This is a genomic window from Haloechinothrix aidingensis, assembly GCF_013450155.1.
In the GTDB taxonomy this organism is placed as follows: domain Bacteria; phylum Actinomycetota; class Actinomycetes; order Mycobacteriales; family Pseudonocardiaceae; genus Haloechinothrix; species Haloechinothrix aidingensis.
Genome location: NZ_JACCKD010000005.1, coordinates 37,116 through 63,771 on the forward strand (window position 1 = coordinate 37,116; position 26,656 = coordinate 63,771).

The 26,656-nt window shown below is 61.5% G+C and carries 23 protein-coding genes and 1 pseudogene; 7 read left to right on the plus strand and 17 right to left on the minus strand.

Annotation, left to right across the window (positions count from 1 at the left end):
- Positions 1-170 precede the first annotated feature (170 nt).
- Positions 171-2,072 carry a 2-oxoacid:acceptor oxidoreductase subunit alpha gene (locus tag H0B56_RS14490; RefSeq protein WP_180893602.1) on the minus strand — a complete coding sequence of 634 codons (1,902 nt, stop codon included), beginning with the start codon at positions 2,070-2,072 and terminating at the stop codon, positions 171-173.
- Between the two features lie 1,376 nt (positions 2,073-3,448).
- Here H0B56_RS14490 and H0B56_RS14495 point away from each other — a divergent pair.
- The 3 genes from H0B56_RS14495 (at position 3,449) to H0B56_RS14505 (ending at position 6,157) form a co-directional block, all read left to right on the plus strand.
- Positions 3,449-4,696: a cytochrome P450 gene (locus H0B56_RS14495; RefSeq protein ID WP_219632782.1), complete on the plus strand. Its 1,248-nt coding sequence runs from the start codon at positions 3,449-3,451 to the stop codon at positions 4,694-4,696.
- An 89-nt stretch (positions 4,697-4,785) separates the two neighbouring features.
- The gene (locus H0B56_RS14500) at positions 4,786-5,625 is read left to right on the plus strand and encodes an SDR family NAD(P)-dependent oxidoreductase (RefSeq protein WP_180893603.1); all 840 of its coding nucleotides are present in this window, start codon (positions 4,786-4,788) and stop codon (positions 5,623-5,625) included.
- 100 nt (positions 5,626-5,725) lie between these two features.
- A complete protein-coding gene (locus H0B56_RS14505) occupies positions 5,726-6,157 on the plus strand; it encodes an SRPBCC family protein (protein WP_180893604.1) in 432 nt (143 codons plus the stop codon).
- Between the two features lie 119 nt (positions 6,158-6,276).
- On the opposite strand, the gene H0B56_RS14510 is transcribed toward H0B56_RS14505, so the two are convergent.
- The gene (locus H0B56_RS14510; RefSeq protein WP_343063900.1) at positions 6,277-6,882 is read right to left on the minus strand and encodes a TetR/AcrR family transcriptional regulator; all 606 of its coding nucleotides are present in this window, start codon (positions 6,880-6,882) and stop codon (positions 6,277-6,279) included.
- 947 nt (positions 6,883-7,829) lie between these two features.
- On the opposite strand from H0B56_RS14510, the gene H0B56_RS14515 reads away from it, so the two are divergent.
- The 3 genes from H0B56_RS14515 (at position 7,830) to H0B56_RS14530 (ending at position 8,872) form a co-directional block, all read left to right on the plus strand.
- Positions 7,830-8,033: a hypothetical protein gene (locus H0B56_RS14515; protein WP_180893606.1), complete on the plus strand. Its 204-nt coding sequence runs from the start codon at positions 7,830-7,832 to the stop codon at positions 8,031-8,033.
- A gap of 283 nt (positions 8,034-8,316) precedes the next feature.
- On the plus strand, positions 8,317-8,505 hold the full coding sequence (locus H0B56_RS14520; RefSeq protein ID WP_180893607.1) for a hypothetical protein: 189 nt from the start codon (positions 8,317-8,319) through the stop codon (positions 8,503-8,505).
- Positions 8,506-8,674: 169 nt separating this feature from the next.
- Positions 8,675-8,872, plus strand: coding sequence for a hypothetical protein (locus tag H0B56_RS14530; RefSeq protein ID WP_180893608.1), 198 nt, complete (start codon positions 8,675-8,677; stop codon positions 8,870-8,872).
- Positions 8,873-8,881: 9 nt separating this feature from the next.
- On the opposite strand, the pseudogene fgd reads toward H0B56_RS14530, so the two are convergent.
- Positions 8,882-9,733 (minus strand): annotated as a pseudogene (fgd, locus tag H0B56_RS14535) (glucose-6-phosphate dehydrogenase (coenzyme-F420)); the annotation flags it as partial.
- Here fgd and H0B56_RS14540 point away from each other — a divergent pair.
- A complete protein-coding gene (locus H0B56_RS14540) occupies positions 9,702-10,244 on the plus strand; it encodes a DeoR/GlpR family DNA-binding transcription regulator (RefSeq protein ID WP_343063901.1) in 543 nt (180 codons plus the stop codon). The pseudogene fgd and the gene H0B56_RS14540 sit on opposite strands and share 32 nt — an antisense overlap.
- On the opposite strand, the gene H0B56_RS23675 is transcribed toward H0B56_RS14540, so the two are convergent.
- From H0B56_RS23675 to H0B56_RS14610, 14 genes are all read right to left on the minus strand, one after another.
- Positions 10,216-10,395 carry a PEP-utilizing enzyme gene (locus H0B56_RS23675; RefSeq protein WP_425484534.1) on the minus strand — a complete coding sequence of 60 codons (180 nt, stop codon included), beginning with the start codon at positions 10,393-10,395 and terminating at the stop codon, positions 10,216-10,218. The genes H0B56_RS14540 and H0B56_RS23675 overlap by 29 nt on opposite strands.
- An 81-nt stretch (positions 10,396-10,476) precedes the next feature.
- Complete coding sequence (locus tag H0B56_RS14550; protein WP_180893612.1) at positions 10,477-11,064, minus strand: hypothetical protein; 588 nt, start codon at positions 11,062-11,064, stop codon at positions 10,477-10,479.
- A gap of 14 nt (positions 11,065-11,078) precedes the next feature.
- Positions 11,079-11,810 (minus strand): RNA polymerase sigma factor, encoded by a 732-nt coding sequence (locus H0B56_RS14555; RefSeq protein WP_246361223.1) that lies wholly within the window; start codon positions 11,808-11,810, stop codon positions 11,079-11,081.
- Between the two features lie 95 nt (positions 11,811-11,905).
- Positions 11,906-12,979, minus strand: coding sequence for a foldase protein PrsA (locus H0B56_RS14560; protein WP_281373665.1), 1,074 nt, complete (start codon positions 12,977-12,979; stop codon positions 11,906-11,908).
- Positions 12,976-15,174, minus strand: a complete 2,199-nt coding sequence (locus tag H0B56_RS14565) for an MMPL family transporter (RefSeq protein ID WP_343063902.1) — start codon at positions 15,172-15,174, stop codon at positions 12,976-12,978. The genes H0B56_RS14560 and H0B56_RS14565 overlap by 4 nt, the downstream gene beginning before the upstream one ends.
- A 140-nt stretch (positions 15,175-15,314) precedes the next feature.
- Complete coding sequence (locus H0B56_RS14570; RefSeq protein ID WP_246361206.1) at positions 15,315-16,625, minus strand: MlaD family protein; 1,311 nt, start codon at positions 16,623-16,625, stop codon at positions 15,315-15,317.
- Positions 16,622-17,878, minus strand: a complete 1,257-nt coding sequence (locus tag H0B56_RS14575; protein WP_246361207.1) for an MlaD family protein — start codon at positions 17,876-17,878, stop codon at positions 16,622-16,624. Before H0B56_RS14575 ends, H0B56_RS14570 begins: the two co-directional genes overlap by 4 nt.
- Positions 17,875-19,224: an MlaD family protein gene (locus tag H0B56_RS14580; RefSeq protein WP_180893615.1), complete on the minus strand. Its 1,350-nt coding sequence runs from the start codon at positions 19,222-19,224 to the stop codon at positions 17,875-17,877. Before H0B56_RS14580 ends, H0B56_RS14575 begins: the two co-directional genes overlap by 4 nt.
- The gene (locus H0B56_RS14585; RefSeq protein WP_180893616.1) at positions 19,221-20,420 is read right to left on the minus strand and encodes an MlaD family protein; all 1,200 of its coding nucleotides are present in this window, start codon (positions 20,418-20,420) and stop codon (positions 19,221-19,223) included. Before H0B56_RS14585 ends, H0B56_RS14580 begins: the two co-directional genes overlap by 4 nt.
- Before the next feature lie 64 nt (positions 20,421-20,484).
- A complete protein-coding gene (locus H0B56_RS14590; RefSeq protein ID WP_343063903.1) occupies positions 20,485-21,855 on the minus strand; it encodes an MlaD family protein in 1,371 nt (456 codons plus the stop codon).
- Positions 21,852-23,084 carry an MlaD family protein gene (locus H0B56_RS14595; RefSeq protein WP_180893618.1) on the minus strand — a complete coding sequence of 411 codons (1,233 nt, stop codon included), beginning with the start codon at positions 23,082-23,084 and terminating at the stop codon, positions 21,852-21,854. Before H0B56_RS14595 ends, H0B56_RS14590 begins: the two co-directional genes overlap by 4 nt.
- Before the next feature lie 3 nt (positions 23,085-23,087).
- On the minus strand, positions 23,088-23,942 hold the full coding sequence (locus tag H0B56_RS14600) for an ABC transporter ATP-binding protein (RefSeq protein ID WP_246361210.1): 855 nt from the start codon (positions 23,940-23,942) through the stop codon (positions 23,088-23,090).
- A 26-nt stretch (positions 23,943-23,968) separates the two neighbouring features.
- Entirely contained in the window at positions 23,969-24,874 is a 906-nt protein-coding gene (locus H0B56_RS14605; RefSeq protein WP_343063904.1) for an ABC transporter permease, read from the minus strand.
- Complete coding sequence (locus tag H0B56_RS14610; protein ID WP_343063905.1) at positions 24,871-25,575, minus strand: ABC transporter permease; 705 nt, start codon at positions 25,573-25,575, stop codon at positions 24,871-24,873. Before H0B56_RS14610 ends, H0B56_RS14605 begins: the two co-directional genes overlap by 4 nt.
- Positions 25,576-26,656 lie beyond the last annotated feature (1,081 nt).

Below are 26,656 nucleotides of genomic sequence, written 5' to 3' on the forward strand. Positions count from 1 at the left end.
GTCGAGACAACTTCCCGAGGAGCCCCCTCTTCGCTCCTCGAGGCGCGGGTGCGAAGCGACACCAGGTGTGGCCGTGCCGCGCTCCCACACCGGGGACGAACCCTTGCGCTGGGTGGCCGCACTCGCTGCAGGCCATCTCGTAGAGGGGGTAGAGCTTGATTGGCTCTGTGTCATCCGACTGTGGCGTGGCCTCGTTCGACGACATGGCAGAACACCTCCTGGAGTTCTTCTGCTTTGAAGGGCTGGCCGGCGACCTTGGTGTGGCTGATGATGTCGACCAGGTAGCGCGCGCGCAGCAGCTGGGCGAGCTGGCCGAGGTTCATCTCGGGAAGGATCACACGGTCGTAGGCGGCCAGTATCTCGCCGAGGTTGGCAGGCAGGGGGTTGAGGTGGCGCAGGTGAACTTGGGCGATCGGCAGGCCCGCGGCTCGCACGCGGCGGCAGGCCGCGCCGATCGGGCCGTAGGTCGAGCCCCATCCGAGGGCGAGCACGCTGGCGTCGCCGGTCGGGTCGTCGACGGTGGCCTCCGGCACGGTGATGCCGTCGATCTTGGCCTGCCGCAGCCGCACCATGCGCTCGTGGTTGTCCGGGTCGTAGGAGATGTTGCCCGCGCCGTCCTGCTTCTCCAGGCCGCCGATGCGGTGTTGCAGGTCCGGGGTGCCGGGCAGGGCCCACTCGCGAGCCAGTGTCTCGGCCTCGCGGACGTAGGGCCAGAACTCGCCGGAGCCGTCGGTGGCGTTGGGCTCGGTGGCGAAGTCCACGCGCAGGTCCGGAAGGGTCTCGACGTTCGGGACCAGCCAGGGTTCGGAGCCGTTGGCGATCGCCCCGTCGGAGAGCAGGAACACCGGGGTGCGGTAGACCAGCGCGATGCGGGCGGCTTCCAGCGCGGCATCGAAACAGTCGCCCGGTGAGGCCGGCGCCACGATCGGCACGGGGGACTCACCGTTGCGCCCGTGCATCGCCTGCAGCAGGTCGGCCTGCTCGGTCTTGGTCGGCAATCCCGTCGAGGGGCCCCCGCGCTGCACGTCGATCACGATCAGCGGCAGCTCGGTCATCACGCCGAACCCGACCGTCTCGGACTTCAGGGCCACCCCGGGCCCGGAGGTCGAGGTCACGCCCAGCGCGCCGCCGTAGGAGGCGCCGAGTGCCGCGCCGATACTGGCGATCTCGTCCTCGGCCTGGAAGGTGGTCACACCGAAGTTCTTGTGCTTGCTGATCTCGTGCAACACATCCGAGGCCGGGGTGATCGGGTAGGAGCCGAACATCACCGGAAGCTCGGACTGCTGCCCGGCGGCGAGGATGCCGTAGGCCAGCGCGAGGTTACCGGTGATCTGCCGGTACGTGCCGGACGGCAGCGACGCCGGGGCGACCTCGTAGGTCGTGGCGAACGACTCGGTGGTCTCGCCGTAGTTCCACCCGGCCCGGAACGCCAGCACGTTGGCCTCGGCCAGCACCGGCTTACCCGCGAACTTCTCGCGCAGGAACCGCTCGGTGCCCTCGGTCGGGCGGTGGTACATCCACGACAGCAACCCCAGGGCGAACATGTTCTTGGCGCGCTCGGCGTCCTTCTTGCCCAGGCCCGTCTCCTCCAGGGCACCCTTGGTCAGCGTGGACATCGCCACGTGATGCACGGTGTAGGGCTCGAGCGAGTCATCGGCCAGCGGGTCGCTCTCGTAACCCACCTTGGTCAGGTTCCGGGAGGTGAACTCGTCGGTGTTGACGATCACCGTCCCGCCACGCGGCACATCACCGATGTTGGACTTCAACGCGGCCGGGTTCATCGCCACCAGCACATCCGGCCGATCGCCAGGGGTCAGGATGTCGTAGTCGGCGAAATGCAGCTGGAACGACGACACACCGGGCAACGTGCCCTGCGGCGCCCGGATCTCCGCCGGGAAGTTCGGCAACGTCGCCAGGTCATTACCGAACGCGGCGGCCTCCGAGGTGAACCGATCGCCCGTCAACTGCATACCGTCGCCGGAGTCGCCGGCAAACCGCACCACAACCCGCTCCAGGCGAGTCACCTCAGTAGAACGGCTTGCACGCAGTGCCGTGGAATCATCGGTGGTCATCAGTGAAGAGCTCTCGCTTTCCCGATAGGTGCGGCCTCGCTGCCTTGCGTGTCCCTAGTTGGCCGCTTCCTCGCTGAACGCATGCATTAACCTAATGCCTACAGGTTAGGTTAATGTGTGCACGGCGAGCAAGGCATTCGTGTGCCTGAGGTCATCTGTGTGTCTGACGTCATCGCAAGTGCACCAGCGACGCCAGACCCCTGAATCGCCTGCACGCTCCGGTCCAACCGCTAGCCGGATCGGCACCGAAATCCGGCGTCGATACACGGTTTGACCTGGACGATGACAGCGTCGGGCTCGGAGGTGACGATCCGAACGAGGCGGCCTGCTCGGTGAGCAAGGCGTCGCCGGCGGCTCCCACATTGATGACGTCTTCCGGCGAGTACGTCTGCCAGGTAAGCGCATCAGCGGCACCTGGAAGCAGGTGCTATTCCGCGCCACCCCGGAATCGGGCACTGGACAGATTGATCTCGATCATCTATCCGATCGAGCAAGGTTCCCGCCAGCCGTTGCGAGACGCTTCTCGACCGCGGGCAACGGCTTCCCGATGTGAACGCCCATGCCTTTCGCGGCAGTGATAGCCGCCGGGAACCGGTACCGACCTCACACGACGGTCAAAATCTTACTTCGGGACAGCGAGCCCGGTGGTCCTCCGGCACCTACCTAGCCGACATCGCACGTCAACTCCGCCGGATGTGGAGTATAATGTTGACTGTGAGCGACGTCAACAGGACTACGCCCACTCACCATCCCGCGGCCGCGGACGATAGTCTCGGTCGTCACCGCATCCGCAACGGCCAAGCCGTGATCGTCACCCTGCGGTAGCGGCAGGTTCGCCGCTCGCCGGACTGATCGGCCACATCGGCAGCTACCCTCCGCGGCCATCACACGGCCACGAGCGCCGTGGCGGGATACTGACCCGGCCGCGAGTACTGCGCACCCCGCCCTGACTACGCGCTCATCATCACCATGACGTGCCAAACCGTACACGGGACCCGACCCCACCGCCCCGTGCCACGGACCCGGTGCGACAGGCGAGGTCAGTTACCTGCCCTGGCACCGAGGAAAGATCAATACCTGCTCCAATGGCCCGAACGCCGCCACCAACTCGCAGACTCGGGTCAGAGACCCTACCAAGCCGGCGGAGATCGAAGCTGACGTGACCTGGGCGTATTGACAATCGCTTCGCCTGGGCTAGACTAATGCTTATAGGTACCGTCGGACGCCTCGCGTGGGCGTGGAGATGCCCGTATGGTAATGCGCTTACCTGAACGGGGTCCCGTAGACCTTCACTGGCCGCCAGTGAGTCGGCGTTAATAACTCTATGTCGATCCGTTTTGCCGGAAGTGTGGACGCTTCCGTGAAGGGAGTTTATCTTGGCCACGTCACCGAAGCGGCCTGAGGATTTCAAGTTCGCGTCCCCCGAAGTTAATGCTTGCCCCTATCCCTTTTACGCCGCAGCGCGCTCTGAGTGCCCAGTATATGAGATTCCCGGCCAGAAGAACACCTATCTGGTCAGTCGATACGAGGATGTTCAGTACGCTGCCAACACTCCTGAGCTGTTCTCCAGCCACCGGCCAGCGTTCGGAGCCGGAGATCCTGAGATGGAAGCGATCGCGGAGGAAGGATACCCGATGGTCCCGGCGATCGTGACTAACGATCCACCGGAACACACTCGCTTTAAGAGGCTGGTGAACCGGCCATTTACCCTTCGTTCGGTTAAGCGCCAGGAGCCCGCGATGGCCGATAGGGTGGATAAGCTTATTGATTCGTTCATCGACGACCGTTCGGTCGAGTTGATGGATCAGTTCGCCAAGCCGTTTCCTACGCACGTCATCGGAGATTTCCTTGGCGTTCCTGAGGAGGATCAGAAACGCTATTTTCAAAGATGGGCCGATGATATCGCTGACTCGGTGTCACTGCAGATCACGAGAGAACGTGCGCTGGAGTGCAAGCGTAGTCTTGTCGAGATGCAGAAGTATTTCGCTCAGCTGATCGAGGAACGCAAGTTGAATCCGGGTGACGACCTGATCAGCGATATGGTCACCGCGCGGAGCGAAGACGATAATCCGCTGGATGTTCCGGAGATCCTGGAGCTTATTCGAAACTTTGTTGCGGGCGGCGTGGAGAGCACCGCAAGTCTAATTGGTTCTGCGATGTATCACTTGCTGCTGAACCCACAGCAGCTTGATTCCGTCTACAACGACCATTCCCTGATACCGCAAATGCTGGAAGAGGCGTTGCGTCTTGAGGCGCCCGTTCAGTGGAATCCTCGGCTGATCGAGCGAGAAGATGTGAGTCTGCGAAGCGTACAGCTTCCGCAGAATTCTCGGGTCATGCTCGGGTGGGCTGCGGCGAATCATGATCCAGAGGCATTTGGCGACGATGCCGATGAGTTCAACATTTTCCGAAAGGATCCTCACAAGCACCTTTCGTTGGGCAGCGGTATTCATACTTGCTTGGGCGCGACGCTTGCGCGGAGCGAAGGCCGCATTGCTTTCGAGCGCCTCTTCACGCGGTTGCGTGACATCAAGCTGGCTGTGCCTGCCGATGAGGTTACCTACGTCGGCGCGTTCACCCGTCGGCTGGATCGATTGCCACTGGAGTTCGACATCGCCGCATGACGCACTCGCCCTGACCGCCGAAGTGATGCGACCCGCGACGGAAAACGTGGGTGGACGATGGTCGAACCTATGCCGAAGGAGAACATTTGATGCGTTTGGATAAGAAGGTCGCGATCGTCACCGGTGGAGGCGCCGGGCTCGGTCGGCAGTCAGCATTGCTCTTCGCTGAGGAGGGCGCAAGCGTGGTGATCGCGGACCGGAACGCGCAACGAGCGGACCAAGTGGCCGCGGAGATCACCGATAAGGGCGGGTACGCCATCGGTGTGGAGACGGACGTTTCCAGCGAGGATCAGGTCGAAGCGATGGTGGATCGCACAATGGGGACATTCGGTAAGCTCGACATCCTGTTCTGTAACGCAGGAATACCGGCTCCCCGTACAGCGTTCGAAGATCAAAACGTCGACGAGTGGCGTAAGGTACTCGATGTGAATATCATCGGCTACTTGACATGTATCAAGTATGCTATTCCACGGTTGCGTGAAAATGGTGGCGGCGCGATTCTCACCTGCTCATCGGGAGCAGCGATTTCGGCGGTACCTGGCGTACCCGTGTATTCGGCCACAAAAGGAGCGATCAACGCGATGACCCGGGCGTTCTCTCTGGATCTCGGCGCTGACAACATTCGCGTGAACGTGCTCTGTCCCATGGGTGGTATGTCAGCCAACTTTTACCGCAACCCGGACGACCCGCTCATCGACGAGAACACTCTGTACGTCGACTACAAACCAGAAGACTCACCCGGACCGTTGCACCGACCCAATCCACCGCGGCTGATCGACCACGCCCGGGCCGCTCTGTTCCTCGTCTCCGACGAGGCGGCGTGGGTGACGGGCGTAGAGCTCCGCACGGACGGTGGTATGGCGGTTCGTCCGCAAGTCGACGTCGAAGGCACGATCCGAGCCTACGAGACCGCGAAGTTCGTGTCGTGAACACGGATCCACCTGTCCCGAAGCATTTTATTCGAGGGAACCGGACCCTACTGCCGGCCACACCCCAATCGCAGCGTGCGTATATCAGGAGACCAGTTCCATGAGTAACGTGACAACCAGGGCCACCTTCGTCTCAGCTCCACCCGATAAGGTTGCCGCTGTCATCACCGACTTGGAGTCCTATCCTTCCTGGCAGAAGGAAATGCAATACGTTGAGATATTGACGAAGGACGACCAATCAAGGCCGGTCAAAGTGAGATTCGATATATCGGCTATGGGACAAGAAGCCAGCTACACCGCAGTATTCAGCTATCCCGAGGAGGGCGTGATCGAGTCCCACCTCCTCGAGGGCGACATGATAACCAAACAAGATCAGCGCTACGTACTGTCACCTACGAACGATGGAACCGAAGTCAGCTACACGCTCGAACTCGACGTCAAGTGGCAAGTACCCGACGTCATGCTCAAAGCAATCATAAATAAAGGAATCAAGACCAACCTCGACGGCATAAAGAAGCGATCCGAAACATAACCCGCGCAATTCAGAACCAATGGCCCTGCGACACACATCACAAAAGGAAATAGACACTGACTCGGAACGCGCCTCGTCGTTGGAACGGCTAATCCGGCGCAGCAGCCGGATTAGCCGCTCTAACCTGACCGGAACGCGGGAAGGACAAATGTGCGGATCATCGACCTGTACTCGTCTGCAGTATTCTGATCACGTTCCATAAGGCGCATCAACATCAGCCCGACCTCGGCAAGCCAACGGTAAACTTCACGGGTATCCAATTCTGCCGACATCTCCCCGCGTTGCACCGCGGCATCGAGATAGCCGCCCCAGAACTCTCGGGCGAAATCTGCTGCCGACCCTGTCGAGTCGAGAACATCCGTCAACTCCGAGTCGTCCATTTTCACGAGATGCCGGGTAAACGGATCGCGCCGCCCGTGGTCAGCCACGTAAAGCAATCCCTCGACAAGCGCATCTTCGAACGTTGGCTGTTGCTCAATGAAACGGTGCGCTCGTTCATTGAGCGCCCGTGAGTGCTCGGCCATCAAGGCGATTAGCAGATCTTCACGATCCTGAAAGTAGCGGTAGACGCTGGGACGTGAGATCCCCGCCTCCCGTGCGATGTCGTCCATCGTAGTCTTCCGGATGCCATGTCGATCGATGCATCGCTCGGCAGCCCTCATGAGCTGCTCCCGTGCCTCATCGGGGCCTTTTCCGAGACTACTTCGCGGGGACCTGCGTGCCATGCATCGATGTTACAAGATTCGTGTTCGTGTCCGCGTATCGGCCCGACGATGCGGGATAGTTGTCGCGGGGAACGAGCACAGGATGCTGGCGCCACACGTCGCCGGCTCGTCCAGCTGTGGTGTGTTCCGGGGTTGGCGGAGTCGGGTTGGTGGATCTCATACCGCAGCCACCAGTCGGGTGCCTGGAGTCGGTGGTGCCACCGGGCGCGGGCTGGCGGCTGGCATGGCCGTGCCCAGCGCGTTCGTCGCCGGTGCTGAGGTGGGTGACGAATCGTTCGGCCATTCCACCACGCGACGGGAGTGGTCATCGAGCACGAGCGCTTCCTCTCTTGGGGTACTACCTCTCGTATCAACTCGATGCCCCGCTGGACCGCACGCAACTCGGTCTTCAACTCGACAATCCGACACTTGGCTACGACCGGCTCGGCCTTCGCGACGCTGGTCAGGCCCGGCTCGAGACCGCGGTCGCTACGCTCCCGCCGACACCACGTGTAGCTCGATTGATCACTGAATCCCTGGTCACGTAGCACATCGGCCAGCGGTCGACCGGCCTCTACCAGGTCCAGAACTTTACACCGGAACTCCGCCGAATACCCACGTCATCCCATGCCACTCTCCGTTCACGGCCGAGTGGCACACAGTCCAACAACTCACCACCGGGCAACCCGAGACACACCGGGGCGGTTCAGGAGTCACATCAGGCGCCGAGCGGCTGGCGCTAACCCTGCCAGCCGGCCCCAAGCCAGCCATCATCCACACTTCCAGGTGGTTCAAGACCTGCGACATCCACAGATCGGTACCCCGAGACCGAGGTCGCGACGGCGCTCACCAGCCTCCAAAACGACGTCGACGAGCAACGGAACCCACGTACCAAGGCGACCGCCAGCCAACTACTGGACAGATACCTGAACGTCACCACCGTCGACCCCGCCACGATGCGCGGCTTCATGGGCTACTACGGGAACCACATCAAGCCGCTGCTCGGCGAGACTCAGGTTGGCAACATCGACGCGCACGTGCTCGATTCGTTCTACGCGAAGCTACGCCGATGCCGCTCCCATTGCGACGGCAGGAAACGGGTCGACCACCGGACAGGAAAGCCGCACAGATCCGTACCGAGGCCGGAGACGATCCGGACCGGGCCACGCTGATCTGGCTCGCGATGACCACCGATGCACGTCGCGGTGAGCTATGCGCGCTGCACTGGCGCAACGTCGACCTGACACTGAGACGATCTCCGTACAACGGAGCATCGACCAGGCACGACGGAAGCAGCCGTAGCGCGGCCGATACCTCCTCGCCGGTGGGATCGACACCGAGTAACGGCAGCACCTGCGGCGGGTTGACCACCGGGGTGAGCCGGTCGCCGCGACCACCGCCGCCACGGTGCGGGCCGAGACGCGGTGAGCCAGATACGTCGGTTAGTAAGCGGCCGTGCGCAGCAACGCGGTCGGAAACGCCAGCACACCCAGCGACGGGGCCGCTGGCCAGACCGTGTGGCTGCCCGTCGAGACAACCACTGCGGTGCTCATCACGCGACAGGCGCGGCAACGGCTGGACCTGGACCGCGAGATCAAGGACACCGGCCCGCTCATCCGCGACCGCTTCCGAACCCACCCGTAAGACGAGACCATTGAGTCGCTGCCCGACCTCGGCCCGATACTGGGAGCGGAGTTCGTCGTGGCAACCGCCTGGCCTCCTACGTCGGGCTCGTGCCCGTGCCGCATGATCCCGGCCGCGTCACCGGCAACCTGCGCCGACCCAAGCGCTATAACCTCAGCCTTAACCGAGTGTGCTACACGGCCTGTCCAGCATCAAAACCGGCGGAACCTCGCGCACCTTGCACGGCAACAAACGCGGCGAACGACTGATCCACATCCGCACTGTTTTCGCCCTGGCCAGATGCCTCGTCGACGTACTGCGGACGCTGCTGCGCGACAGCCGGCCGTTCACCCCAACCGCGCCACAACCGATCAACACGGCAGCTTGACGCGATCATTCAGATTCCTTCCCATTGGCGGAGTTTGGGCACGACGTCGGCGGCGAACTGTTCGAGGAAGCGCTGCTGGTCGTGACCGGGCCCGTGCACCACCAGGTGGGTGAACCCCGCCTGCAGGTAGGGTTCGATCCCGCGCAGGGCCTCATCCGGGTCCGCGGCCACGATCCAGCGCTGCCGCACCTGCTCGATCGGCAGATCGTCGGCCAGTCGCTCCATCTCCTCGGCAGTGGTGACCGAGTGTTTCTGCTCGGCTGTCAGCGACAGCGGCGCCCAGAACCGGCAGTTCTCCAGGGCCCGTTCGTAGTCGCGGTCGTAGGAGATCTTGATCTCGATCATGCGGTCGATGCCCGCGGCGTCCCGCTCGGCGGCAGCCGCGCCTTCTTCCACGGCTGGCTGCAGCTTGTCGGTGTAGAGCTCCATGCCCTTACCGCTCGTGCAGATGAACCCGTCGGCGGCGCGACCGGCATAACGGGCGACCATCGGCCCACCCGCGGCGACGTAGACCGGCACCGGGATCTCCGGCCGGTCGAAGATGCTGGCGTGCGACAGCGTGTAGTAGTCGCCGTCGAAGGTAATGTCATCGTCGGTCCACAGCTGTCGCATCAGGCGCACCGACTCGCGCAATCGGGCGAAGCGTTCCTTGAACTCCGGCCACTCACGGCCACTCACGGCCACCTCGTTGAGCGCCTCCCCCGTCCCGACGCCGAGCATGACCCGGCCCGGATACAAACACCCCATGGTCGCGAAGGCCTGGGCCACCACCGCGGGGTTGTAGCGAAACGTCGGCGTCAGCACAGAGGTGCCAAGCTGCACGCGCCGGGTGCGCTCGCCCACCGCACTCATCCACGACAGTGGATCGACCACCTACGAGGTCGCCGCCGCCCTGCGCACCCACGAGAGCCTGACCGTGATCACCAACGACCTGCGCATCGCCAAGTTCATCGCCACCGTCCCCGACATCCGGTTGCTGGTCACCGGCGGTGAACTGCTCGGATCGGTATACACACTCGTCGGCGACCGCGCCGAAGCCTTCCTGGCAGACTACGCCGCCGACTGGACCTTCCTCGGCGCCGATGCCATCCACCCTGCCGCCGGCATCACCAACACCAACACCCTCGAAGTCCCCATCAAACGCGCGATGATCGCCGCGGCCGTCTCCACCATCGTCGTCACCGACAGCTCCAAGTTCGGTCACCACACCCTGGCCAAAGTGGCCGCCCTCGACGAGATAACCCAGATCATCACCGATCCCCAGCTGCCAACCGGCACAGCGGAACAGTACGGCGACCAGCTCACGCGCACGCCCCACCGAGTCCAAACGAAATCCCGCGCCGTCATCGAAGATGAATATAGCGCGCGATGATCTCGACAGTAGCGTCCGTGCCGTCGACACGGAGTCGCTCCCCGAAGCCGATCACCTCGGTTACGGTACATGTCCCAATGACGCACGGCATCCCCGGCTCACGCCCAAGCGCGAGCGTGTGACTAAGCGGACTGCCGTTGGTCAATGACAACCGTGGTCGCGGTGAACATGGTCGAGCTCCAGCCGGGATCGCTTGCGCGGCACTACCAGAATTCCGTCTGGTACCAGCTGATCAGCCGATCCTTCTTACGCTACTGTTGATCAGAGGCATGCAGAGTGAACATGGAGTGAAGCCCTCTTCGACTGCTTCCTCCCGAGTGAGCTCGTCGCTTCGTCGATCCACCAGCAAACTACAATCCGGTTGGTGAAAGCGCTTACGGCCGGCAATCACGTGTACCCACTCGGTGTCGTGGTCCGGCACGGCACTATCGTCAGTTCCGGCGGATACCTCAACATCGTGTACGGCTTCGCCGCTGTCCGCCCTCTCCTCCTGCCCCAACGCCACGGCAATTCCGTCGGCGGGCCGCACATCGGCTCCAGATTCGCCGATATCCTCGCTCGTAATTCGCTCCGTTTCCGAAACTATTCCGTCACGCTCCACAACGTCGCTTCCCGCAGGAGCCGTGGCGCCATCGCCGCACGCGTACGTCGCTGCGATCTTCCTCTGGCGGGTGCGTCGATCTGCCCACGCACGCCAGGTCACCATCACGATACTGATCAGCGAGAAGACCATGGCGGCAGCGGCAAGTTGCGTCACGCCGCTTATCTGTGATACCAGAAGCAGCACCGCCGCCACACCGATGAGCACAAAAGCAATCATGCTACTTCACCTGTTCATTGGTTATAGTGGCGATCCCGTCTGGCGATGTTCCCAGCCTGCCCTGGCATGCCTAGACATGATCGCCGCCTGGATTCTTCGGGCCTCTCCGCAACCCGTGCACGCCGGTCGCTCATCGTGTTCCACTCGTCGCGGACCGCAGCAGGCCGGGTCACGCGCTCATCGTTCAGGACTACCTCGGACAAGCGGCGGATGGCTCGATGCTGAAGTGCGCGCACGGCACGCTCGTCGCGTTGCATGATCTCAGCAGTCTCACGTACCGACAGGCCCTGAAAGAACCGCAGCCTCACACAACGGCGCTGCGGCCGTGATAGTCGCTGCAGGTATCCGTCGATCTCGGCCGCAGTGCATCGTTCGATTACGTCGGCCTCAGGCCCACGGGACGCCCCGGCATATGGATCAACATCGGCTGTCGTTACCACCGACGTGCCCCACCACGACTTGGCGAGGTCGATGACGATGTTGCGCGCGATAGTGCACAGCCATGCCCTGAGGTCCTTCCCGATGTCTGTCACGAGCTCGATCCTGCGCAAAGCGCGCAGAAATGTCTCGCTCGTGACGTCCTTCGTCACCTCTACATCACCGGTGCGGTGGTAAACATAGGCCCATACCACACTCGCGTACCGTCGATAGATCTCCGCGAAAGCGGCGGTATCACCTTCTTGAACGGCTTCAACCTGCTCCCATACCACGGAGCTGTCGGGTGCGTCGACAACAGCACCGGTCATATTGCTCACCACCGTACAGTCCGCCTAAGCGGAATGGGCGCGGCATGAGGCATCGCGAGCAGGTATGTCATGACGTTCTCCACTTGGCTCACGCCCTATCGGGGCGCATCGGTCGGCGGCGCGTCTGGGTCGTCCGGGCGGTACTCATCTGCATAGGTGACGTCAGCTTCCGCAATCCGCTCACCGAGCCAAGTACGCCACGTGTCGAGGGTGCGCCTGCTGTTCATGTCGGCTTCAAGGTCGTCTTTGACCTGGTCGAACGACAACTGTTCCTCCGGAGTAATCTCGAGAACCTGGCCGACGTTGAAGCCGTGTTCGGTATCCACAGGCCCGAATACCTCTCCTTCCTCGGCCTGGAATGCGGCTTCGGCGTACCGTTCGTCGAGCTGGTCAGCAGTCACTGTGCCCAGGTCGCCGCCGTCGTCCTTGGTGCTCTGGTCGAGCGAATGCTCAGCCGCTAATGTCTCGAACTCCATCCCATCTTTGATTTGCTGCACGATGCTGTTGCCTTGTGCTTCGGAGTCCACGACAATATTGCGCAAGTGCCGCTGTTCGGGCGCGACCATCTCGTCTTCACGGTCCTCGAACTCCTGCTGCACTTCCTCGTCGGTGACCGGCTGAACGTCATCGGTAACCTTCTCGAAAAGCCTGCTGGTCGCCAGCTGTCGTTTGACTTCGTCGACGACGTCGCGTTCGGACACGCCCCTTGCACTCAGAAACTGGACGAGATCGTCGCGGCCTCCGGGCAGTTGCTCTTCGACCATTTTATTGAGAGTGTCTTGTGCCTCCTTGTCCGCGATCACGATCCCGTGGTCTCGAACCGCCCGATCGATAATCGAACTAACCGCAACCGACTTCGCAGCATCCCGCTTGAAGTCCTCCCGCTTGGGACCTTTCTCGGGCGGTTCGACGCCGTAGAGCGCTTGGAGGACATTCATCCGGTCCTGGAACTCGTCCTCGGTGACGACCGTGTCACCTGCGCGGAACACAGCGCCGTCTGGTAGCCCACCCATCACTCCCACGGCTACCTGGGTGGACGCCCCGGCGAACACCAACACACCTAGCACCAGGCTAATCACCCGGGCGCGGCCGCGCGGCACCAACTTTGGCCAGCCTCGCACGGTCGCCAGGGCAGGACCGGGGGCAATGCGGATCTTCGGGAGCCTCATGGTGTCACGCCTATCCTGTTCAAAACGCCTTGTCTCGACTCGGCTGGACCATCGGCGGGAGTCGGGCTACGCCACGGCAGCGCCCACAGCACGACAAGGGCTGTGAGGTATGAGAACACCACGCTCGCGGCCAGCAGCAGACCGAACTCCCGCAGCACCGCGATCCCGGACAGAGCCAGAACCAGGTAACCGACCGACCCGGCCAGGGCCGCGGTACCCACGCCGCGCCACAGACGGCTGCGGTGCTCCCGGCCGTAGCTGGCGAGCATCACCGCGAACTCACAACCGGTCGCAGTGGTCAGTGAGGCGATCGCCACCGTCAGGGGACTGAGCGTCCCGCTGAGCGACCAGGCCAAGGCCAGCACACAGCCGGTCGCCAGCAGCACCGTCAGGATGGCGCGCCCCGCATCGCTACGGTGCCGAAGTCCCGCCAGCAGCACCAGGCCTGCGCCGCCGACACCGACTAGGTTGATCAGAACACCACCGTCGGACACGAGTTCCAAGCCTCGAGCCGCCGCTACTGGCAATCCGACCAACTCGACCTCGTAGCCTTCAGGAGGAGGCGGGAGTACCTCGCGCACCTGCCCCAGCAGGGCACGCTGCTGCTCAACGTCACGCAGTCCGACGCCGAACGCCATCAATGCGGCCTCGCGGTCAGGCCGGATCACCGCCGAGGTCAAGTACCTGGGCAGCAGCTTCGCGCCCGCCGCGATTTGCTCACCACTCGGTTCGTCGCCGAGGAATTGCAGCAGACTCGACATGGTGATAATGGGATGCATCTCGTCACCATGCTGACGGACCACAGCCTCCTCGGCCTGCCGCGTCCACTCCACCGCGTCGGGAGCGAGCACATTCTCGCCTCGCAACACGACACTGACCTCACCGGAGGAGCCCAACACTTCTTCGGCGTAGCGGGCGTCCTGTAGCTCAGGCAACCCACGTGCGAGCTCCTCGGGGCGAGTCTCGATATCCATCTGTGGGACTGCGATCCAGCCGATCCCGGAGACTCCAACCACGGCCGCGAGTACAACGACTCGCTTCCACAGGGCAGCTCGAGGCAAGACATCACCGCCGAGATCCGGCCGTGGTGGTGCAGGCGCGGCTGCGCCGAACATCGCACGCATGCCCAGCGCAATCCCCACGGTCACCACGATCCCCACTGCGACCGCCACTCCCAACTCGCGCACGAACGGCAGCGGTGATAACGCCAACGAGCCGAAAGCCGCGGTCGCGGCTACGGCGAGGACCAGTACACGTCGTCGCCGACCGGGCTGGGACAGGTAGAACGGGAAGTCGCTGCCGAGACTGAGCAAGATCGGCAAGAACGCCACCACACCCAATGACAGTGGATGTTGAAACCAGCCGAACACGGCCACCGTCACCGCGGTACCCGCGACCGCCGCCACCAACGGCCGCAGGCGGGCACGCCGCGACCGGCTCCACGGGACAAGGAAGAACACTAAGCCCACTGCCGCCAGCGCAACCCCGCCCAGCAACGGAAGCTCGCGCTGCGCCCGCTCGGTCAGTCCTGATGTCACTACCGGCACACCTGTGACGGTGGCCTTCTGCACTTCCAAGTTTGATTGGTCCACCGCTGAACGCACCGAATCCGTCAGGCGACCCGCAGCCGCCTGGTCGAGCTCCGCCCTCGGACGCACCAGCACGGCGACCGTGTCCTCGTCCGGTACGACAAACTGCCACTGCGATCGAGGTGCGCCATCCTCGGTGTAAAGCACCGTCGAAACGAACTCGGAGTTGCGCAGAGTCGGCAATCCGGCGGGCAATCCTTGCACCAACAACGCTCCGTAGCGACGGTCGAACTCGGCCACCGCTTTCTCACCAGCCGCCTCGACCTCAGCTCGCCCGGCACCGTCATCCTTGGCCTTCTGCCGGGCCTCGTTGCGTACCGCGTCCCGCCGACCACTGATCTGCGCCAGCAGATTCTGCGCCGCGCCCGCTGTCTGATTCAGCACCGTCGCCGGGCCATACACGCCAGCCACATCTGGCAGCTCAGACAATTCACCTTCAAGCCGCAGCAGTTCCAGTAGCTGCTCCGACAGTAGCTCTCGCGGCTTTTCCGACTCCAACAACACCACCACCGGATCGCCACCGAAGGAGCGTGCCTTGTCCTGCAATGCCTCATACGCCCGATCACCCGAAGGCAAGAACGAACCTATGCCCGTGTCCACCCGCACCTGGGCAAGCCCACCTCCGGTAAGTCCGGCCAGGATGACGATCAGCCCAGCAGACAGCCAGGAGTAACGTCCTCGTGGCCGACGCGCCAGCAGCCACCGAAGCCCAGGCCTCGCCCGGAGCCTTCGAACCAAACCGGCGATCATTTCGGAGCGCGCTCCACCTTCGGGTAGTCACCCTCGAACGGCGCCGGATCCGCTGCCTGACCTGGTGCCGGATACGGGTTGTTCCAATGGTTCGGATCCAGCTCCGTCAGCGGTTCAGTACCACCACGCAGACTGCCCGTGTTGAAAATCGGCGCCAACCGGAGCGGGCGAACAACTCCGTTCTCGACCACCTTGTTCATTGAATCGCCAAAGTTGGTCAACATCGCGCCGACATCGCGACCATAAGGCTCGAGATACGCCAGCATCGGGTTGACATCGCGCAGCAACAGTTCCGCCTCGGGCACCAGAGACCGAACGTCAGTTCCAAAGGTCGGTACCCGATTGAGCGTCGCGGGTGCCTTGTCCAAGACGCCGTCCAAATCTGGCAACAGGCCACGGAGATCCGCGCTAACCGCCGGGAGCTGGTGCAAGGCCTGATCCAAATCGGGAGCCGCGGCGCGCAAGTCCGCCGCCACCGGGTCAAGAGGCTTCGACAGTTCGCCCAGTTCGCCTGTGGCCGTCCGTGCTGCGTCGAGGAGTTCTGGCATACTCCGCATGGTCCGCTTGATCGCCTCATCCTGTCCGGCCGTGGATTCGGCAAGACGATTTGCGTCGCGCACGACGTTCGCGATCTGTCCTCGTCCGGTGTCGAGCGCATCCAGAAGCGTCGATGCTTCCTTCGTCAGAGTCTTGAGGTCGTCGGACTGAGCGGCGATCGCGTCCAGCGCAGTGTGACCCTCACGGCCCAGGTCCCCGAGACCGGACATCAGCTTTTGGATGTCCTTGTCGCTGCCTTTAGTGGCTTCGCCGAGCGAGCGAACCGTCTCACTGAGAGCCTCGCGTGTCTCGGAGTCAAGCGCCTTAAGCACTTCGTCGATCTCGACAGCCGGTCGTACAGCCGATTTCGGCAACGTCGCGCCGTCCGGGAGCTCCGGGCCATCGCCGTCTTCGATCGCGACCTGGGATTGCCCAGTGACCGATTTCATGCCGACTCGGACCGCAGCTCCTTCATGAAGCGGCGCTACCTCTCTGTCGAGACTGAGCACCATTCGCGCGCCATCATCCTCAAGGGTCTGCTCGGCGACTCGACCGACGACTACGCCAGCGACCGTCACGTCGCTGTCCGCTCGAACGTTTTTCACGTCGTCCGTTTGGAATGCCACTTGATAGTCGTCTGCATCGTTGACACCTGGCACTACGCCACCGGCTTGTGTCCAGAGGAAAGCGAAGCCAAAAACAAAGATCGCTACGAAGCCCGCCACCGAACACATGCGGACGACACGCTGAGAGATTCTGTGCGATCTCATTCGCCGCCTCCTTGCGTCCCTTGTTCCTCATGCGTATCGAGTCCACCCGAAGGGTTGGTGACGTCGAGAGTGAAGTTCGCGCGCCCGAATCCACCGTTATCGTCGTGAATGCTGAATGCGGATGACGTCTGGTATACAAACGCGGCGAGGTGGTCCAGCCACGGCACTATGCGCTCAGTCGCGTCCGGCAGGTGACCGGTCACTGGAGCAAGGTCACCCAACGTTGCGTTTACATCTCTCGCCAATGGCTTCAAGTCAGCGACGACAGGCTTAGCCTTGTCTACGACTGGTGCAGCCTCATCAACAACCGTCCCCGCGGAGCCGACGGTTTCGGTCAGGCCTCGCAGCGTGTCGGGAAGCTCGTCAGATACCCCATGCAACGCGGACAGCGTCGGATCCAGTTGCTCGGTGAGAGCACTCGCGCTCGTCATCGCGTGTCTGACATCCTGAGTGAGTCCGGGCAGCTCAGCAAGAGTCGCATCGAGCTCCTTGTCCCGATTCGCCAGGACACCCAGGGACTCCTGCAACGACGCGACCAACCTTGCCAATCGCTCGTCATCTTCTCCCACCGCGGCGGAGACTCGGGCAAGCGAGGTTACCAAGTTCGAAATAGTTTCACGTCGCGTCTGTAGTTCCTCGAGTACTGGCCGGAAGCTTGCCATAGTTTCGTCTGCAGCGCGCAGTCCGTCGGGAAGTTGCTCCGGCGCTGACACGAGGGCAGCATCGGCTTGATTAATCAGCGACGTCGTCGCATCGCGCGCTCGTTCATCAAGCTTCTTGAGTGTCTCGTAAAGGTGGATCGGCCGCTCGGTCTGCGAGACAGGGATTGTGCCGTTCTCCGGGAGCGGATCTCCCGGCGGACCGCCAGGATCCAGTGCTACGTACATCACATTGAGTGGCGACTTGGAACGCAGTATCAGCCGCGCGTTGGTATAGACGGTATGGTCCGACTCGATGGACATCACGAGCCGCGCCTTGTCGCCGTCCTGAGGCTCCGCCGATTCGATCTCGCCTACAGGGACGCCGGCGATGCGCACCTCCTGAGGACTGGAAGGATTGACACCAGGAGCATGTTCGAACTCCGCCGCGAACTCGAATGAATCGTCGGACCACGGCACATTCACTCCGTAATTAGCGAAGAGATAGCCGGTGGAGATAAGGCCCACCGCGAAGAAGACCGTCAGCACAACGACATTCCGAAGAAGTCCGGGAACCGTCCGGACGCGCTCAGCCATCCGCTGCAGGCGTCTCATTGTGTACCTCCCGAGTACTTCTCAATCTCGTCAAGCAGATTCGGCAAGGTGAACGGTGTCCCTACGACCGACCTCGAGTTGGCGCCGACCTGGAATCCGATCAGCGCCCCATGCCTGTCCTGCGTCATTGCTGCCCGCGCCATGTTCGCAGTCAAGAATCCTAGTTCTTCGTAAAACTTGTTGTCGGCTTGCACACCACCGCCACTGTTCTCATAAGGACCGCTGCCGCGCCAGGTGTTCATCACGGTCTCCGTAACCGGACCGTTGACGCGTTCCAGCACGGGCCCACTGAAGTCGTCGAGTACGCCAGTGCCGCGCTGTGCGACCGGCACCAGTTCGTCAACGACCGGACGAGCATCCTCGAGCAGCGGTCGCAGGTCTTCCATAAGCGGCCTCGCCTTCCGCAGCACCGGATCCAACCGCCGCAGCAATGGTTCCAGCTCCCTCGCGGCCGGCCGGAACGACTCCGCTGTCACCGTCAACTCATCCAAGGTGCCACGCAAATCGACCATCCCCGAGCGAGTGTCGCGCAGCGTAGCGGGCATGGATTCGATCCCATCCGCCAACGGCCGGCTCTGGTTGGCAAGAACCGTCGTGGTGTCACGTAGTGACTGAACGACATCTCCCAGCTGCCCCTGGTTGCGACTGAGCACATCCGCGATCGAATGGAAGTTGGTGACGATCTGCGGGAGGTCTATGCCCGGTCGAGTGCCTTGTGCGGCTTCAAGGACCGTGCCTGCCGGATCGAGCGTTTCCGGCGCATTGGCCACGATGTCTCGCAGCGCCTCCTTGCCGCCCGCGGCAAGAGTGTCATCGAATTGACCCACCGTGTCCTGTAAGCTCTCTCGCGTAGGACCCGGCAATGACTCGAGTACCCGATCCAACTCAACCGGAACTTGCGTACGCTCCCGCGGAATGAATCCGTCTTCGAATCGCCCGGTGCCCCCTCCGCGCTTGAGTTCGACTACGTACGCACCACCCAATACGGTATTCGGCCGTACCTCCGCCGACGGTTTCGATCCGAGGGAGCTGATGACATCTTCGTCAACCTTCATCGCGACCCGGACTGTCTCGTCATTGACGTGCTCGACATCACTAACAACACCGGCCTCGAGACCCGCTACATACACTCTGTTTTCATCTGCGTGCAGCTGGTAGTCCCTCTCCAGCTCCATCGTTATCGTCTCGCCCGACCGCAGGAACGTCTGGATCGATGGTTTGAAGTAGAGCATCAACAGCACGAACATCAAAGCCGCGAGTAACGCGAGGCCTAATGCCAGTCCGGCTCGCCGACCGTCTCGCCGGACACTGAGCGCCCCCGCCTTCAGGGATCCGATTTTCATCATCGGTTACCTCCTGACTCCGGTGCTTCCTCGGCGCCCTCACCCGGCTCGGGATACGGGTTCGTCTCAACCGTGGGATCTGGCAGACCCACGTTGTACAGCCCCGGAAAAGCGGCCATGGCGCTGAAGTAATGTTTATCAGGGGCGAAACGGCCACTGAGCATGTCGTGGTGACTGAGCATACGGCCAATGCCGGTCGAATACGCCGCCAGATCGCCCAGTGCGGGACTTGCTTTTTCCACAGCCCTCGCAACACGCGGTACCAGCGGGCGAGCATCGGAGATCGTGTGCGTCAGATCTTCGACCGCCGGATTAGCGTCCTCGCTTACGCCGGGCAACTTGCGCATCGGATCGACAGCCTCACGCAATACGCCACGAAGGTCATCGGCCGCCGCTCCCAGCGCCTGTCCCCCGGGTTCCAAAGTGACCAATGCCGATTCCAGATCAGCAAGCGGCGCATTCAACGCATCTAACCCCCGCCGAGCTTCACGCAAGGTCGATGGTAGTGCCTGAATACTGTGTTCGAGTGGCTCGCCATTATCGACACTTATTGCGTCAAATGTCGTGTTTAAGTTTTCGAGCAGGGACGTAAGCTCACGCTCCCGGTCACGGAATCGTCCAGCGAACCGGTTCGCGCTACTCAGCATGGCCGGAAGCTCAGCTTCTTCGCTACTCAATGCGCCACTAACCAGACCGAGGTCACTGAGCATATCTGGCGAACTACGGATTACGTCACGCAGATCCTTACTGTGGCCAATTATTCCCCCACCCAGCTCCTGCAAGCTTGACTGGAGCGCTTCGCGAGTCGGCTCGTCGAATGCGGAGAAAACATCATCGACCGCTCTTGAACTGCTGGTCTGAGAGGTGGGTACGATCCCCGAATCGAGCGGTCCACCGTCCGGGGTACCCGGATCAAACTCTATATACTTCTTTCCCAGAGCCGATTCGTTGAGGACTTCCGCCCGCGCGTTCCCGAACACTTTCCGCTGCCCCTCCAATCTCAGCACAACGTGGGCAACGTCCTCTTGATAGTCAATCGAGTCGACCGTTCCAATTCGTACTCCCGCCTGCGTGACATTTTGCCGTTCGGTCAGCGTTCCGACGTCCTCGAATGCCGCGGTGACACGCGTATACGCCTTTCCCGGAACATCACCACCACCCTGGACGCTCGCGCTGGCAACCGCGATCACGCCGGCCACGATTATGACGATGACACCTATCAGAATGTTTCGTGCGTTATTCCGGTGTACTCGTTGCGGCATGTCACGACCCTCCAAGCAGTTGGTCGAGCATGGACTGCTCCTGTTCTTGAGTCAGTCCAGTCGCATTATCAGGGTCTGAGCTCCCCGAATCACCGCCCACCAAATCATCGGGCACGCCTTCCGGGACCGCCGGCAACTCTTCCGATGCATCGGGCCGTGGAAGTCCAGTCTCGCCTAGTGGCGCACCTTCGTCCTCACCCAGTGGTGCACCTTCAGCAAGATCCGCAAGCGTCTTCGGTGTGACGTGGAATACGCCGCGGAAATAGTGCCCAAGCGCATCCCGCCCGTTAGTACTCAGCGACCATTTCCGCACGAATTCCATGACGCCATGAAGTTGATCATCGAGCAATACATCACCGACAGGGCGAAGGGATTCGGCCGTATCCCGGAGATCAGGACCGGCGTCACGCAGCTTTGCGACCGCGGGCGCGGCTTGTTCGAGCAACGCATCCGCACGCTTGAGCACTGGCGGTAACGATGCCAGGGCGGGATCCGCAGCTTCCGTAAACGTTTGTAGTTCACTGGTCACGTCGGCGAGGTCGTCAGTAACCGGTCGGATAGACTTGAGTGTTGGGGTGGCAGCGTCTGATACCCCAGCCACCTGTCTTAATGTTCGCCTGGCTGTTGCGATCGTATCCGGCAGCTCGCTCAACGTCTCGTTTAGGGCCTGCTTGTTCGCCGCGACGGTCGATAGTGTCCGCTCGGTGCTCTCCACAGTAGCGTCGAGTACTTCCCCATTCTTCGCCGCCAACGCGTCTGCGATCGGGCGCACCCTCTCGGTCAGCTCGTTGAGAACCGCGTTCTGCTCATGCAGTACCTTGCCCAACTTTCCCGTGTTCTTCATGGCCGGTGCCAGCGCTTCGATTGCCGCAGCAGCGTCCGCTCCTGACTTATCCATACCCTCGCCGAGTGTGGTGACCACGGCAGCGAGCGCGGTCGATGTGGGATCGTCGAAGGTGTTTAGCACGTTCTGAAGTGTCGGTCTCCAGCCTGTCTGGTCGGCTGGTATGACGGGCGGCTCCATGAACGGCTCCGACGGCGATCCAGGATCAAGCTCAACGTAATGCTCTCCAAGTAGGTCCACCGGCCGAAGCGTCACGTTCGCGTCACGGTGCAGTGGTAACACGGCCGAATCGACAGTGAGAGAGACATGAGCATTGCCGTCCTCAAGGCTGATCTTCTCGACCGCGCCGACCACTACGCCCGCTGAACGCACCTCGTTTCCTGGTTCGAGAGGTCCAGCGTCGGTGAACACACTGACCACCGTCTTCCTCGCGGGCTCATCCGAATTCGTGAGCCCTACTCCGGCAGCGGTCACGGCTAACATTACTGTCAGCGCTGCACCGATTCGAAAAGCGACCGATCGTATCATCGGATCCCGTCCCCGTTTGCGTCAGTCCACGGCTGGCCAGCGGGCGACCCGGGCGCTGGTCTCGGATCCTGCTTCAGACCTGGCGCCAGGACTCCCGGATTGTCGTTGAAGGCGCTAGCTGAACTCGTAATCAACGGTCGCGCATAGCTCCCGGATTCGGTCCGACTTCCCCATACGCCGGCCCAATTACTCAACCACCCGACTGCTTCAGGTGTATAGGGGCGGAGGAAGGCAACAGCAGGCTGCAATTCGGACGCGGCTTCGGTGACATCAGGCAGCGTGGCGTGTGCGCCATCGAGCAGGTCGGGTGTCTCCTGGAGCAAGGTACCGGCAGACCGCAGCGTAGGCTTAAGCGAACTGACCGCGGGACCCACCTCGTCCAGCACGGGATTGAGGTTGCCTGCTACGGCGGGAAGCTGTTGCGTAGCCGGCCGTATCTCCCGGAGCAAGGGCTTTGCTTCGTCCACCGCGGCCGGCACGTCGCGAAGCGTCGCTGTGGCTTCCTGCACCGTAGACGGCAATTCCGCGAACGTTTCCCCGAGCTGTTCCTGCTTCTCAACGGTAGACGACGTCAGCCGTCCGAGGTTCCCGATCGTTTCCCGGAGCTCGGTGTCTCGCGCAGCCAGCTCGCTTGTCATGTCTTGGAGCCGTTCAACAAGGTCGCGGATCGCTGGGCCGTCCTCACCCACGGCGCGCATCACTTCACCTAGCGCACCGATCGCCGGCCCAGCGGCCTTCAACGTGGCGTTCACGTCGTTCTCGCGGCCATCGAACGTCTCGTTCAGCTGATTCAACAGACCTTGCAGGTGCTTCCTTGTCGGCTCATCCAGCGCAGATAGTACGTCACCCAGCTCCACACGTTCGATCTCAGATTCAATCCGCTTTCCTGACGGCAGCGTTGGGTTATCTTCCGCTCCGGGTATAATTTCGACCACCCGATCCCCGATAAGGGACTGCCAGTTCACCCGCGCCGTAGTACCCGCGTGCAACGGTGCGTGTTTCTCGTCGATCCGCACGGCCACCAGGGCCTGGTCGCCACGCACGCCAACGTCGGTGACCTCGCCCACTACTTCACCCGCGATGGACACCCGGCCACCCTCGTAAGTCCCGTCGGCAGCGGGCATCAACACCTCGAGATCGTAGCCGTTCTGACCCCGCACCGCTGCCGTTACCACGACGGCGACCAGGGTGACGGCCGCCCCCGCGCTCAGCCACTTGAACCACCGCATAAATCAGTCCATTCCCAATGGACCCACGGCGTCACCGGAGAGAAACTGGTGTACGAACGGATCCTCCGAATCGAACGCTTCCTGCGCCTCGCTATACTCCACCAGCTTTCCCTGCCACAGCACACCGACGTAGTCGCTCAGGGTACGCGCACTCGCGATGTCGTGCGTAATCACAATGTAAGTGCCGCCGTGTTCCTTATGGACCTGCGTGATGAGCTCGCACAGCAGCTTCGTTCTTACCGGGTCCAGACCGGAATCCGGCTCGTCGAACAGCAACACATCCGGGCGCATAACCAGAGCTCGCGCCAACCCGGCACGCTTACGCATACCGCCGGAAATCTCGTTCGGAGCCTTCCCGATAGCCGCTTCCAACCCCACCTCCCGCATGTGGTTCATGACGATTTCGCGGATCTCAGACTCCGACCTGTCGGTGTGCTTGCGTAGCGGAAACGCCACGTTGTCATACAGATCCATCGATCCGAACAGGGCGCCGTCCTGGAACAACACCCCGAACCGCTTCCGCAGCTCATAACGCTCCGCCAGACTAATGCGCCATATATCCTGTCCAAAAACGCGCACCTCACCCCCGTCCGGCTCCAACAAACCGACAATGTGTTTCAGCAGCACGCTCTTTCCGGTACCAGACGGCCCTAGGATCGTCGTGATGGCGCCATCATTGATACTTGCCGTGATACCATCGAGAACTCGCGTTGTCCCGTCGAAGCTCTTGCGGATATCGGTCAACTCAATGCTGTTGCCGTTACTTCCTTCCAAGCGGCTGTTCCCGTTACTCCCTTCCAAGGGTGGAAGGCTGCCCGACATACCGCCGCGACGGTCGAACACCGATGCGATCGACATAAAGACTCCAGTCCGCTCGACTTTCCTCAATTTCCAATAGCAGCATTAGGGGAATTACCGTAGAAAAACTGCACCATTATCACCGCGAAGATGCTGATGAACACCATGTTGACGAGCATCGACTGGGCAGTGTTCCGACCGACTCCGAGTGGACCACCCTTGGCCGTATAGCCGTAGTAACATCCCACCACAATTATCGTCAGGCCCATTATCGTCGCCCATATAACCGCGAAGGTGAAGTCTTTAGTGTTTTGCATCAAGAACAATGCCGAAACGAACCCGCCGGCTGAGACCGAACCGAGAAGATGCACATTGAACAAGAACCCGGCAAGGAACTTGAACGACATCGCGATAATCCAGAAGAATGGCATAACGAAGAAGGCTGCAACAAGTCGCGTGCTTACCAAATATGCAACAGATCGTACGCCCATGATATCCGTGGCATCAATTTCTTCGTTGGTCCGCATCGCCCCTATCTCAGCCGCGATACCACAGCCGATCTTCGCAGCGATAATCCATCCGAATGGAACATGGGCCGGCCCTCGTGTCGCGGCCACGGCGCTCTCAGCCCCCATATAACTGGTTATGCCGATATTGGCGAACAAGAAGTGTAGCGTAAGCGCCAGCACAGCGCCAATCATAAACAGCATAAATACGACAATCACAGTATTCTGTCGCACTAGCAGTCCGGCGTGACGCACGATTTCTGATGGATAGTTCCGTATCGCGAACGGCACCTCGCGAATGGCATGTCCTGCGAACGCGACAAGACCTCCGAGGTCCTGTACCGCTGCCTGCCCTCGCGATGCGCTACCGCTCGGTCCCACGCTTGCGGTGTCCCCCGAACCGGACCCTACGGGGCGAGTCTGAGCTGCGCCTCGCATTTCCGTCGACTCCGACTTAGCACCCTCATGTTCTTCTCGCGTCGTCATTTCCAGGCCCCCACTTCCGGGAACAAGCCGAGAAAGATGGCTTGATACGGCAACTGCAGCACAAATACTCCAACCACGGATGCGACGACGGCCTGGTTGACGGCCCTACCGAGTCCGATTGCGCCACCACCCGCGTTGAAACCTTTGTAGCAACACACCGTAGCGATTAACAGGCCAATCAACGCAGAGTTAACTAGAAGTCCTATGAGATCGGTCGTCGTGAGGTTGACGAACAAGTTTGAGTAGAAGGCACCGGTTGGCAAATGTGCGACATAGTCCGCAGACCATTGCATAGCGACTGTTGTGATGAGGATAGACGGAATGCTGAGGATTACCGTTATCAAGGTAAGTGAGATGACGCGCGGTACAGCCAGGTCCCGGACCGGGTCCACTCCCATCACTTCCATCGCGTCAAGCTCTTCCCGCACCTTTCGCGAGCCGATGTCCGCGGTCAGGGCCGCCCCCACAATTCCTGCTACCGCTATCGCGTTAACCCATACAGTGAATGTCCGTACAGATTGAAGATACATCATGGGACCGAACAACTGCTGGCCACCGACCATGGCGAAGAACATCATCGCCACCATCGCCGTAAAAACAGTAAATGCGGCGATCGCGACGGTTAGCGGAAGCCATGCCTGCTTGATTGTACGATGCATGTCTTCGGCGACGGCGCCCCAATATCCCCGGGGATGTCGCACGGCGCTCCACACTACCTTTGCCAGTAGCCGAGCCATACCGCCAACTTCAATACTGATATTGCGTGCGAACCCGGGCACGTAGCCAACTAGCTTAGGTGCCGTCCCCGAATATGCGCGATCTATGTTTGGCGCATGATCAGTTCGTTCCGCATGCACGCTTCGCTGTCTCCCCGTCAAAGTCGACTCCTAGACTGTGCATGACTAAGTCATCAATCATTGGACACAACCAAAGTCACGTACCGTTAGGCTAGGCCTGTCAGGCTTGGCTCCGTGTTCAGACCACCGGACGCCATCGTCATCCTCGCGTCGCCACAGGATCACGCTCACCCGGACTATCCGTTAGCCGGCTAGTCCGGTGATGAACAGCATCTATCCCTGCACCCATCTACCTACGTGTGTCCGCCATCGGCTCATCGAGCCGGCGTACAGCAGACTCCTAACTCGCTTTCCTGATCGGCCACGTAACGCCCGTTCGGGGCTTCGCGCCTGCGGAGGCTCAACTTCTACAAACCAAGCAGATCGCGACACGTCATGTTACGAGCTATGTCACTACCTACAACCTTTAGCTTACCTGGCACTAATACATTGTCAACAGCCGATGCCGAACTAGTTGCTTCGTGTAGCCCTACACACGAGCTCTGTCCTCGCCCATCCTTACGGACGTCGACGGTGCAGGTGCACCGGGTTACTGCCGCCGGCCGACATCGCCGACCGATCCGGCCGGCGCCCGGGGTGGGGGCGGTGCATTCGACTGTCATAGACGCCGACGCCGCGCCCGAGTACCTAAACGATACCTTTCTACCCATCGGCCCGAGACCGTACACACGTCCCTGGGGCTCCTTAGCCTGATCGGAACTCGGCACGTTCCTCTTGTGAGAGCCATCCTGCGTCCGAAGCTGGCCTATCTCAACTTTCACGTCAGCCGCCTGAGGCGATCTAAGGACCCCGTCTGCACGGAGCATGCCACTCGGCGCCGCGCGCTAAGGTTGCTTTGTCGACATGCCCGGTCCGGTGTATCGCACCAATCCACTGACCAGGGTCACTGACACCGTCATTCAACGGCCCTATACCACGGTAGAAT

Bases quoted from the DNA above. Each gene is read 5' to 3' on its own strand.
- H0B56_RS14575 (WP_246361207.1), bottom strand. From the start codon at position 17,878: ATGAGACGCCTGCAGCGGATGGCTGAGCGCGTCCGGACGGTTCCCGGA.
- H0B56_RS14605 (WP_343063904.1), bottom strand. From the start codon at position 24,874: ATGACGACGCGAGAAGAACATGAGGGTGCTAAGTCGGAGTCGACGGAA.
- H0B56_RS14590 (WP_343063903.1), bottom strand. From the start codon at position 21,855: ATGATACGATCGGTCGCTTTTCGAATCGGTGCAGCGCTGACAGTAATG.
- H0B56_RS14490 (WP_180893602.1), bottom strand. From the start codon at position 2,072: ATGACCACCGATGATTCCACGGCACTGCGTGCAAGCCGTTCTACTGAG.
- H0B56_RS14600 (WP_246361210.1), bottom strand. From the start codon at position 23,942: ATGTCGATCGCATCGGTGTTCGACCGTCGCGGCGGTATGTCGGGCAGC.
- H0B56_RS14505 (WP_180893604.1), top strand. From the start codon at position 5,726: ATGAGTAACGTGACAACCAGGGCCACCTTCGTCTCAGCTCCACCCGAT.
- H0B56_RS14560 (WP_281373665.1), bottom strand. From the start codon at position 12,979: ATGAGGCTCCCGAAGATCCGCATTGCCCCCGGTCCTGCCCTGGCGACC.
- H0B56_RS14500 (WP_180893603.1), top strand. From the start codon at position 4,786: ATGCGTTTGGATAAGAAGGTCGCGATCGTCACCGGTGGAGGCGCCGGG.
- H0B56_RS14550 (WP_180893612.1), bottom strand. From the start codon at position 11,064: ATGATTGCTTTTGTGCTCATCGGTGTGGCGGCGGTGCTGCTTCTGGTA.
- H0B56_RS14515 (WP_180893606.1), top strand. From the start codon at position 7,830: ATGGGCTACTACGGGAACCACATCAAGCCGCTGCTCGGCGAGACTCAG.
- H0B56_RS14580 (WP_180893615.1), bottom strand. From the start codon at position 19,224: ATGATGAAAATCGGATCCCTGAAGGCGGGGGCGCTCAGTGTCCGGCGA.
- H0B56_RS14555 (WP_246361223.1), bottom strand. From the start codon at position 11,810: ATGACCGGTGCTGTTGTCGACGCACCCGACAGCTCCGTGGTATGGGAG.
- H0B56_RS14570 (WP_246361206.1), bottom strand. From the start codon at position 16,625: ATGAGATCGCACAGAATCTCTCAGCGTGTCGTCCGCATGTGTTCGGTG.
- H0B56_RS14510 (WP_343063900.1), bottom strand. From the start codon at position 6,882: ATGGCACGCAGGTCCCCGCGAAGTAGTCTCGGAAAAGGCCCCGATGAG.
- H0B56_RS14595 (WP_180893618.1), bottom strand. From the start codon at position 23,084: ATGCGGTGGTTCAAGTGGCTGAGCGCGGGGGCGGCCGTCACCCTGGTC.